The organism is Nostoc sp. CmiVER01 (assembly GCF_034531135.2).
Classification (GTDB): domain Bacteria; phylum Cyanobacteriota; class Cyanobacteriia; order Cyanobacteriales; family Nostocaceae; genus Nostoc.
Genome location: NZ_JAVRBU020000012.1, coordinates 112725 through 123414, shown reverse-complemented (window position 1 = coordinate 123414; position 10690 = coordinate 112725). Strand labels below are relative to the sequence as shown.

Genomic DNA, 10690 nt, shown 5'->3' with positions numbered 1-10690 from the left:
GGGGAAGCAAGCTACGTGCAGCGTCTCGTTGGCGTAGCCTCTCGAAGAGAAGAGAAGAGAAGCAACTGGCTCTACAAGTGAAAAGTCTATAATTTTGAGCTTTTTGGCTGTAATGAAATGGTAGGTTTATTTACGCCGACCTATACTAGGAGTAAAGTCCTGTTAGTGTAGCGGCAATTGCCTAAGCGAGTTCAGTACTGTAACTAAAGGTGATTTGCAAGCAGAATTTGTTGGTAGTGTACTTACTTAACAATTTTGTAGGTAATGTTTACGGACAGGTTATGCTATTTATCTACCCATTCACCTAAACCTGTTCCACTTTACAAATGTTTTTGTGGTAAACAAACTGATATCCTCCCTACCTAAAGCAAGGGATACACTTGAACCTACTGGACTTAAAATTGTAGCTTGATGAAGCTGTAACTTCTAAGACTTTGACTTTTCCAAAAATACAGACTATAAAACCCCAAACTAAAGTGGAAAACTTTGTATGCTTCACAAGCAAAAGCGAATTAGCAATCTTAGGTTAGTTCAATATCCTGGGCAAATATAAAGTTTTTCTCCAGTTGAAATGGTATTTGAGGAGATTTGAGAAAATTTTCGTTGAATAAAATCAATACTAAACTAGCCTTGAATTATCGGTTTTTTCATCCATGCCAGGAACAGCCAATCAATCCAGCTTGCTGCCAATTTCAAATTCGTACAGCAGCACCTGCTGATTTGATCAGTGTTTCTCAAATTATTGCTGAAAGCTTTCACTCCCAACAGGGGATATGGGGATGGGCATTTCCATTGCTACGTCTCGGTATTTACGAAGACTTAAGGCATCGCATGGCATCACCTCCATCGCGTCATGTTTGTTTAGTCGCCTTTGAAGCTACTACAGGTGAGGTTAATAACTTAGTGGGAAGTGTAGAACTGGGTGTACGTTATAGTGATTCGTGGAGCCAGATTGGCATGGGTTTTCCTTACTTATCTAATTTAGCAGTTCACCCACAATACCGTAGACACGGTGTTGCTTCAGGGTTACTCACTAGTTGTGAGAAAGTTTCTCGTGATTGGGGATTTCAAGACTTATATCTCCACGTTTTGGAAAATAACCATCAAGCAAGGCAACTTTATTTCAAGTTGGGGTATCGGGTGCATAAAGTTGAATCGAATTGGAATAAATTTTTCCTAAGACGCTCAAGCCAAATGTTATTACACAAGCATTTGAGTCCTGATTCCACTATTTGAATTTTATTTTGGCAGATAATAATTTAGTTTTGATGTTCTAATTATTTTTGGGAAAATTTTCACTAATATAAATAATTAAAACACAAACTAACTTAATTAAAACTAAGTTACTATTAGCTATAGGATTGATATTTTATTTTTGAAATATATGCAAGGTGTGTCAGACGAGAGTACAGCACTGTCCAAAGACGTTGTTACAGACTCCGTTCTGATGCACCCTACATATACTGATATTTTTGAAAAACTTATGAACCACTACCTCTATGAGAGGCTTCCACCGATGCGTAGCGTGTCGTAAAGAAAGAAGAAAAAAAAGCAAAAAAGCTTACGAATCATTTAGGACTACTATATAGCTTTAAATAATTTTTTAAGTATATTCTGTTTATCGTTTTTATAAAGCTGTTTATTCGTAATATTAAGAAATATATAACTTTGGAAAAATTATCTTAAATGATTAACTTATTAAAGTTTGTCTTTTCTGTTTGCTATTAAACGACAATTATTTTAGAATATTTTATATAGATAAATAAATTAATTATAATGAAAATAGCTGTATAATTGCCCTGAGAAAACTAGCAATAGCTCATAATAACTTTTTAATTAAGATATTCATCTTTATAAAAACTTTAAGAAAACTCTCTCATAATTAGAAGACAAATGTAGTTATATCTCATAAAATATGATCACTCAATTACTAAACACTGCCTATTTATTAGTATCTTAGGAAAATTGGCACAAAGACTCTTGATAATATAAAGAATTCAAAAAGCTGATTTGACATAAAAGCTAATTTTGTTTTGAAGTGCATACTACTACCAAATTCATTGAAAGTTTAAAAAACATGGATAGCGAACAGCATCGACGCTATCAGACCTCTATGGTATCAACTTATTACCCTGAAGCTAGTTTCCTTGACTCTCTTGTCATGCCAGATGGAACTGAGCAATCGCAAGGCTCGGATATCCTTACACGTTTACACAGTGGGGAAGTTTTCATCGTCAATAGTCGTAGACGAAATGGATTAATCCTCTTTAAACGCTATCACGCAGAGTTTGCTGGGCCTGGGGCTGCTGTAGGTGGGGATTACGATTGTGATTGCCAAAGGGCATTGCCCATAGGGAATTTGTCTTTATTAACTCCCGAATCTAATGAAGAACGCCAGAAGGCTTACTTAATTAGACGACAATGGATTCGATTGATCAAACAAATTACAGAAAACCCGGTGCCTGGGCAACGAGTTCAGAAAATTCTCGATCAATTTGAACAATACTTTCCACCAGATATTGTGGCTCTTCTGCCGGATGTTGCTTTTGCTCTTTTAGTAGGTGTGCTGCCACAAACAGTGGGAATAGTACGCCGTTTGGGCAGTGAGGTAAATAGCCGATTTAATTACTGAGTGAATTGCTAAAATTCCAAATTTGCCAAAACAGCTTGGACTCGATTAATGGTACGGGCGTTTTCCTCAATTGTTCCTACAGTAATTCGCAATCCTCCGCTAATATGTCGCACAACAGTACCAAGTGTTCTAAGTTTCTGGTGAAAGGTTTTTAACGCAGCATCTGGTGACTTAAAGCTATTTGGTTTAAGACGTAGGTAAATAAAGTTAGCAGCGCTTGCAGTAATTTGTAGTTCTGGTTGCTGCGATAAAATTTCGATGAGTTTAGCTCGTTCACTCAGGATTTGGGAAATTGACTCTAATAAGAGTATGCGATTTTGTAAAGCAACTAATGCTGCTGCTATAGAAAAGCTAGGAAGATTGTAGGGTAGGCGAACTTTTTCTAAAATGGCGATCACTTCGGGATGAGCGACGCAATAGCCAACACGGAGAGCTGCCAACCGGAAAGCTTTAGAAAAAGTGCGTAATATTACCCAATTAGGACGCTGTGTTAATTCACCTACTAGGGTAGTTTGACTGAATTCAAAGTAAGCTTCATCAATTACTACCAAAATATGCTCACTCAAACTTCTTAACCATGCCAACTCTGCCGCAGTTAAGCTATTGGCTGTCGGTGAATTGGGATGCACTACAAAAACTACGCGAATCGGAGGATTTTGAGTATTTTTGATCGCAGCCTGTGCTGCTTTTAAGTCAATTTCAAAATTTGTTTCATTTCTACCCACTGCGACTACAGGAATACCCAAAGTTTGCGCCAAAATTCCGTACATGGAGAAAGTGGGATTGGCAACTAGAACTGAACCTTCTCCTCCTAAACAGGTGGCAATTAATAAAGAACGGATTAGTTCATCGGAACCATTTCCAACAGAAATATTGGCAGCAGTATTAGATAGCGAGATGGCGGCTGATTCATTGACATATTGGGCGATCGCATCCTTAAGTGTCTCATGTCCGCCATCAGGATAACGATTTGTTTCAATTACTTGCTGATATGTCCAAGCCAGCTTCTCTTTTAACTCAGGTGGTAAATCATAAGGGCTTTCATTTGTATCTAGCCGATCAAATTGCATGGGGACAGATTCGGCTGTATCGCTGCTGGGGTGAGGTTTGTACGCGGTAAATTTGGCTAAATCTGACCGGATAAAGGGAAGCATAATTTTAGTAATTAATCATTGGTCATTGGTCATTTGTCATTTGTCATTAGTAACTAAAGAAAGGACAAATGACTAAGGACATTATTTATGTAAGAGTTTAATATTTTACAGCTTCAAGGTAATTGGCAAAAGAGGCGAATTGCCTGCCAAATTTCTTCCATAACATTACCCAAGGCGTGATCGCTGTCGAGTTCGACTAACTCCACCCAAGGACGCGAACGCCCAAAGTTACGACTGGCTTCGATGGGGATGACTTCATCGTTTTTTCCATGCAAAATCAGGGTGGGAATAGGACGTTGCAAAAACTTCTCTTGGTATTGGGTAGCATCTGTAACAAAATCGTAACTTAAGGGAAGCTTTCGCTGCTCCCTATAGTGGTAGACCATGATATATTTTTCTTGCTGCCAACGCTGTACTTCTTCATTGCCTAGCTTGGGTAACCAATGGGATAAAAACTCAAAAGCTGGTGCTAGCAGCACGAGACGTTGTACTTGTAAATATTGCTGTCCCAAGTGGGCAGAGGTCAAGCCGCCTAAACTTGAGCCAATGAGCGTTACTGGCGTGGAATTATTAGTGAATTCTGCGCCAACTTGAGTAATTTGACGAGTGATTGTCAAGTGCGAAAAATCGCCAGCATTTAGATCGGGAATTTTTAGCTTTGTATGAATTTGAGCAAAGCGATCGCCTATATCCTGCGCTTTGGCAGAATTAGGACTGGAAGCGAAACCGTGAAGATATATATATTGCAAAGTTGTAGATAGTTGGGAGTGAGAAGTTAAGAGTTTTAAGTTTTAAGTTTCTTTCTTCAACTCATAACTCTTAACTCCTAACTTCTAAATCTTATTACCGCATTGTGACAAATTCTTCCGCTACTGAGGGATGAATACCAATGGTGGCGTCAAAGTCTTTTTTAGTTGCGCCCATCTTCACAGCAATTGCTACACCTTGAATGATCTCAGCAGCATGTTCACCCACCATGTGTGCGCCTAACACTTTGTCAGTGTTGCTGTCAACCACCAACTTCATCATTGTTTTCTCTTGCTTACCAGTCAAACTATAGTACATGGCGCGAAAGCGAGTGTGAAAAATTTTGACGGCATCACCGAGTTTTTCCCGTGCTGCGGCTTCTGTCCAGCCGACAGTAGCGGCTTCTGGGGTAGAAAATATGGCAGTGGGAACAGTTTCGTGACTGAATTCGCGGCGGTTATTTCCGAATTCACTATCTGCAAAGGCTCGTCCCTCGCCAATGGCGACGGGAGTTAAATTGATTCGGTCTGTAACATCGCCAACGGCAAAGATATTTGGTTGATTAGTTTGACTATATTCATTGACTGCGATCGCATTTGTGGTACTGTATCCAGGCCCTTCTATAGAACTATCAACAACATCAACTCCAGCGTTTTCTAAACCTAATCCATCTACATTGGGAGTTCGACCAGTTGCTACTAAAAACACGTCGGCAATAACTGGTTCTTGGTCTTTGTCTGATAAAGTCAGTTTAAAACCTTCCGACACACGTTCAACTGTTTTTACCACATTATTCTTAATCAACCGAATTCCGTGGTTTGTCATCCCCTCTTCAATTTCTGTACGGATGTCCTCATCAAACCCCTTCAAAATTTTTTCACCTCTGGTAATTTGTGTAACTTCAGAACCTAAACCACGCATGATACAGGCAAATTCTGTGCCAATATAACCAGCGCCAAGAATGACGATGTGTTTTGGTTGTTCTTTTAGATGAAAGATTTCGTTGGAGGTAATGCCATATTCCATGCCTGGTAAATCTGGTTTAATGGGACGCCCACCAACAGCAATTAAAATTTTATCTGCTGTAACTTTGCGTCCATCAACTTCTACTGTATGGAGGTCTAGCAATGTGGCGCGACCAGAAATTAGTTCTACTCCCGCTTTTTCTAAAAAGCTAATATGTAGTTGCGACAGTCGCCGAACTTCCTTATCTATAGATGTAATGAAATGTTCCCAGTCTAACTCGGCATTACCTACTTTCCAGCCATAGCCTGAAGCTTCACTGAATAGTGCGGGAAAGTGAGAGCCATAGACCATGAATTTTTTAGGAACACAACCGCGAATCACACAAGTGCCACCAACTAAATCATATTCAGCGATCGCCACTTTTGCCCCATAGCTAGCTGCCCGTTTGGAAGCCGCTAAACCTCCAGAACCCGCACCAATTACAAACAGGTCGTAATCAAAAGTCATAAATTTATGTTCTCTTTAGCAATAAATCAGTTCCTGGTAACTTACACAGAAAACGTCATTGAACTATATAAGGATATCCGGTGAACCCTGTGTAAGTCCTTTCCTTGATTTAATCTAGCGTTAGCAGATGTTCTCTCGTCGTAGGGAATATCACTTTTTGCCTTGGTTGCTGTAAAGGCAGTAACTAAAATTGTTTGTCATGGTTCTGTCTCTGGTTTTGGGCATAAGTTTGTGCTACTGCCTTGGAGCAGCTAAGTCCCACAGTAATTACGCAAAATTAAAATTATCACAAAACCAACCGCCTTCGGGATTTGCAGAACATTTTGTACCCCCATTAGCAGTTTTTATGTGCTTGGAAGCTGAGTTGGGGTTACAGGTGTTGGAGGAGTTGGGGTTACGGGTGTTGGAGGAGTTGGGGTTACGGGTGTTGGAGGAGTTGGGGTTACGGGTGTTGGAGGAGTTGGGGTTACGGGTGTTGGCTCAGTTGGGGTTACAGGTGTTGGCTCAGTTGGGGTTATGGGTGTTGGAGTAGTTGGGGTTACGGGTGTTGGCTCAGTTGGGGTTACGGGTGTTGGAAGAGTTGGGGTTACAGGTGTTGGAAGAGTTGGGGTTACAGGTGTTGGCTCAGTTGGGGTTACGGGCGTTGGAAGAGTTGGTGTTACGGGTGTTGGAGGAGTTGGGGTTACAGGTGTTGGCTCAGTCTGGGTTATGGGTGTTGGCTCAGTTGGGATTATGGGTGTTGGAGGTGTTGTAAGAGTTGGGGTTACGGGTGTTGTAGGAGTTGAGGTTACAGATGTTGTCTGAGTTGAAGTGTTGGGTGATTTTTCAGTTGAGGTTACAGATGTTGTCTGAGTTGAAGTGTTGGGTGATTTTTCAGTTGAGGTTACAGATGTTGTCTGAGTTGAAGTGTTGGGTGATTTTTCAGTTGAGGTTACAGATGTTGTCTGAGTTGAGTTGTCTGAGTTGAAGTGTTGGGTGATTTTTCAGTTGAGGTTACAGATGTTGTCTGAGTTGAAGTGTTGGGTGATTTCTCAATTGGGCTATTAGGACGAGTTAGCTGCATTTCAATTACTCCCTCGCCTTTTACCGATGGCTGTGCTTTCAAAGCCGCAGTAGTTTCAGCTTGAACACTAATGATTGCTGGATCATGATGTATAGGCACAGGACTTTGCCTGTTCAAATCAAGTTCTCGAACCAGCTGGCTCGTTTCATAAAAATTTCTCAGATCAAAATCATATAAGTTTTGAAATTCCCCTTTAATTAGAATTATCATCTGTCCTGCTTCTAGCACCTTAGTTTTAGAACCTTCCTTGTTAGAAACTTCAATGCCGCTATTTGTAAGCGCACCCACAATTGTGGTGTCTGTTCGTTGGTCGTAGCGTACAAATAATGCTGAACCACGAATTGCTGCTGCTGCACTTGGCGTTTGTATACGTGTTTGTCCCCTTCCTGGCGGGATGAGTAGCAACACAGTTCCATTTGAAAGTTTAAAGTCACGAGTCTTCGGCAAAAATTGAAATAATGCCTGTTCTCCAACTCGTGCCAAAGAGCCATCATTGAAACGCAAATCTGCTAGGGAAGCTCGACCAGTTGACAGCCCGTCTCCAGGAATCATTGCATCTAATTTGCGTGCAGGACGTTTCTTGAGTTTATCTTTGGGTATCAGTTGTACGATATTCTGGAGGTTTTGAATCTCTGCTCGTGTTAAAGGGGTTATAGCATTTACTTTATTTGGCAAAGGCAGTACCATAACTCCCCATAAACCAATCACTAACAATGGAAACGATTTATAAAACATAGTTTGATAACTTGTAATTTTCAACTATTACCAAAAAAATTAAAGTCCGAGCTTTTGATAATGTTTATAATAATTTTTTATTTAATAAATCTATCTGTACTTTAGTTTAAATTTAATAGATAAAAAATAGATAATAAATAAAATATGTGTTTAGTTGATTTAAGTTTTTTTCATGAAACTAGCATTAGATACAAGAAAGCCTGCGGCAAATTTAAAGGTTAGTACTTGCTTGATATTAACAATTAGATAGGAGTACAATCCATTTTAATCATACAGATCAGCTACAGGGACAAAAAGTTGTTAAAGATTTGTTGTAAATGACTCACTGTCTGTATTTCACTAAATTTGAGCATCAGTTGTAACTGTATCCGATCATCTCAGTTTTGCAAAAGAATCTGGGGAAAAATCCGAAAAGCAGCAATTCCAATTTGTAGTTTCAGTATATACCTACAAAGCTAAGATAGATGTACTCAATTGTATATTATGAGTTGGAACTTCTGATACAGCTTGTGGGTCTACATACATTTGCTTAATGCGATCAACGCAATCTAACAGATGCGACTCAAAAACTGGAATAATTTGTTTTTTTGTATTTTGTTAGTTTCCAGTGCTGGAAGCTGGCGTTGCATTAGAGTAGATGCGGCAGAATCTGCAAATACAGATATTTGGCATTCTAAAAATTTAGCAAGCACACAGGTAAATTATCAGCCATGTCAGAATTGGAAGCAAGAAGTAATTAACTCTTTGTGCAAGCAGTCCAGTGAGCCACATCCTTCAAACTCGCAGATGCCGTTGAACAAGAGGCAAGGGAGCAGAGAGCAGAAAGCAGGAGAGATAGTAAGTATTGGGATTCGACCCTACCTGTTGCGCCAGCTTCCCGTAGGGTACGATAACCAATTAAGAGAAGTGGGGGATTCAGACTCATGTTCCCTTGTCCCCTGCCCCCTTGCCCCTGCGTCTTTGTTAAAGCTAGCGCAGCAAAGACCCGAAACTACTCAACCCCCAGACACAACCAAAGAACCAGAAGATACTCAAAAGCAAAATGACCCGCCACAGTTAGAATCGCAGCCAGGTAATTTGCCTACATCTCCTCCAGACTCAAAAGAGGAACTTTTGAATGCACCTGAGATAAATCAGTCTCAAAGGCTAGAGAGGCTAATGCAGCTGCTACAGTTGTCAAAACAGCCACCTGAATCTGATAGCGATCGCGAATTGGGGTTGCGGGTGCGGTTACGACCCTTAGAACAGCCTACTTTTCCACCAATAGAACAACCCGTAATTAAGTTTAAACCTATAGGCTATCTACAAGGGCATATAGCCTACTTTCAAACGAGTAATATTTTTTCTTCAAAGGATATTCCCATAGAAGATGGCTTAATTTTTTCTGGACTGACGTTAGCCTCTGCATATTTCCCTTTAGGAGCTAAAACTTTTTTAAATGGCTCAATTGATGGAAATCTCATTCGTTATATCAATCAGTCACAATACGATTACAACCAGTTGAGATTTAATCTCGGTATTTACCAGCAGCTATCGCAGCGAATGTATGGAGAAGTTAGTTGGAGCAATCAACAGTTATTTTATGCCAACAACAGCGATCGCCTGGATAGCTTCAAAGCAGGCGATCGCTTTCTAAATGAGAATTCCTTTCAAGTATCTCTAGGACGGCGAGATCCCCTAACTTCAAAATTAGTACTAAATAGCTTTTACGAATTGAGTGTAAATTTTGCTGATCCCCAAAGTCGCGATCGGATAATCAATTCGTTTTGGGTGTCTTTGAACTACTACTTGCAAAATCCCCTCCAGGTTGGTATTGATTACCAGGTGAACTTTTCGGACTTTACACAGCGCGATCGAGAAGACCAATTTCATCGGCTATTCGGACACTTAAATTACCGAATATCTGATACCAGCAATATGAGTGTGCAGGCTGGAGTGAGTCTAGGTAGTTCAACCGCCGAAAACATTGATTTTGATGGCTGGTTTTTCACTATTAATTACAGTTTGCAATTAGGTCAGTTTTGAAATTTGTCATTTGTTATTTGTCCTTTGTCAAAAACCAATGACTAATAACTAATCCAATCACTCCAGCTGCCAGCATAAAGTTTACCCTTGCTAATACCAGCTAATTCTAAAGAAAGTAAATTTACGCAAGCAGTAACGCCAGAACCGCAATAAACTAAGATTTCTTCAGCTGTTTCTAGCTGTTCCCAGCGACGGCGTTGTTCTAATTGAGACAGTAGGTAGCCGGAAGAGTCTGTAACTTCTTGCCAAGGATAGTTGACTGCACCGGGAATATGTCCAGCAATTTTATCAATTGGCTCTCGTTCGCCTCGGTAGCGATCGCTTTCTCTTGAATCTACTAATACTACCTCATGGCTATCTTTCCGGCTTTTTACCTCTGTAATATCTACCACCTTTTCTGTTTGTACTTCAGCTATAAATGTACCCATTCGAGGTTGAGGAATAACATCTGTAACAGGATAGCCAGCTTTTTGCCATCCAGCAAAGCCTCCATCCAGTACTGCTACTTGTTCATGCCCTAGATAGCGCAAAAGCCACCATAGACGAGCTGCGAAGGCAAAGCGCGAATCATCATAAGCTATAACTAAACTTTTTTGGAAATTTACCCCAATCGCGGCTAATTTGTTAGCGATATCATTGGGGTTAGGCAAAGGATGTCTTCCACCATGTTTACCCACTGGACTGGAAAGATCCTGATTCAAATCTAGGTAATACGATCCGTTTATATGAATTGTTTGGTACTGTTGTTGCCCTAGTTGGGGATCGGCTAGAGAAAAGCGACAATCCACAATAACAACTTGCGGATCTTCTAGATGTTCAAACAGCCAAGCTGGAGAAACAACAAATTGAGGGTTGGGCATA

The 10690-nt window shown here is 40.3% G+C and carries 10 protein-coding genes; 5 read left to right on the top strand and 5 right to left on the bottom strand.

Features of this window, described 5'->3' with window-relative positions:
- Positions 1-603 precede the first annotated feature (603 nt).
- Both RMZ43_RS21610 and RMZ43_RS21605 read left to right on the top strand, forming a co-directional pair.
- On the top strand, positions 604-1236 hold the full coding sequence (locus tag RMZ43_RS21610; protein WP_416212048.1) for a GNAT family N-acetyltransferase: 633 nt from the start codon (positions 604-606) through the stop codon (positions 1234-1236).
- Positions 1237-2077: 841 nt separating this feature from the next.
- Positions 2078-2632 (top strand): hypothetical protein, encoded by a 555-nt coding sequence (locus RMZ43_RS21605; protein ID WP_229492762.1) that lies wholly within the window; start codon positions 2078-2080, stop codon positions 2630-2632.
- A gap of 8 nt (positions 2633-2640) precedes the next feature.
- On the opposite strand, the gene RMZ43_RS21600 is transcribed toward RMZ43_RS21605, so the two are convergent.
- The 3 genes from RMZ43_RS21600 to gor all read right to left on the bottom strand — a co-directional run bounded on the left by RMZ43_RS21600 (position 2641) and on the right by gor (position 6006).
- The gene (locus RMZ43_RS21600) at positions 2641-3786 is read right to left on the bottom strand and encodes a histidinol-phosphate transaminase (protein ID WP_322647091.1); all 1146 of its coding nucleotides are present in this window, start codon (positions 3784-3786) and stop codon (positions 2641-2643) included.
- Between the two features lie 113 nt (positions 3787-3899).
- Complete coding sequence (locus tag RMZ43_RS21595) at positions 3900-4535, bottom strand: YqiA/YcfP family alpha/beta fold hydrolase (RefSeq protein ID WP_322647092.1); 636 nt, start codon at positions 4533-4535, stop codon at positions 3900-3902.
- 94 nt (positions 4536-4629) lie between these two features.
- A complete protein-coding gene (gene gor, locus RMZ43_RS21590) occupies positions 4630-6006 on the bottom strand; it encodes a glutathione-disulfide reductase (RefSeq protein ID WP_322647093.1) in 1377 nt (458 codons plus the stop codon).
- A gap of 199 nt (positions 6007-6205) precedes the next feature.
- Between gor and RMZ43_RS21585 the strand changes: the two genes are divergently transcribed.
- Both RMZ43_RS21585 and RMZ43_RS21580 read left to right on the top strand, forming a co-directional pair.
- Positions 6206-6538, top strand: a complete 333-nt coding sequence (locus RMZ43_RS21585) for a hypothetical protein (protein WP_428850912.1) — start codon at positions 6206-6208, stop codon at positions 6536-6538.
- 12 nt (positions 6539-6550) lie between these two features.
- Positions 6551-6760, top strand: a complete 210-nt coding sequence (locus RMZ43_RS21580) for a hypothetical protein (protein WP_428850911.1) — start codon at positions 6551-6553, stop codon at positions 6758-6760.
- A 177-nt stretch (positions 6761-6937) separates the two neighbouring features.
- On the opposite strand, the gene RMZ43_RS21575 is transcribed toward RMZ43_RS21580, so the two are convergent.
- Positions 6938-7804 carry a FecR domain-containing protein gene (locus RMZ43_RS21575; protein WP_428850910.1) on the bottom strand — a complete coding sequence of 289 codons (867 nt, stop codon included), beginning with the start codon at positions 7802-7804 and terminating at the stop codon, positions 6938-6940.
- 555 nt (positions 7805-8359) lie between these two features.
- On the opposite strand from RMZ43_RS21575, the gene RMZ43_RS21570 reads away from it, so the two are divergent.
- On the top strand, positions 8360-9829 hold the full coding sequence (locus RMZ43_RS21570; protein ID WP_322647097.1) for a hypothetical protein: 1470 nt from the start codon (positions 8360-8362) through the stop codon (positions 9827-9829).
- A gap of 41 nt (positions 9830-9870) precedes the next feature.
- Here the strand turns inward: RMZ43_RS21570 and RMZ43_RS21565 are convergent, their stop codons facing one another.
- Complete coding sequence (locus RMZ43_RS21565) at positions 9871-10689, bottom strand: sulfurtransferase (protein WP_322655685.1); 819 nt, start codon at positions 10687-10689, stop codon at positions 9871-9873.
- Position 10690: the final 1 nt, after the last annotated feature.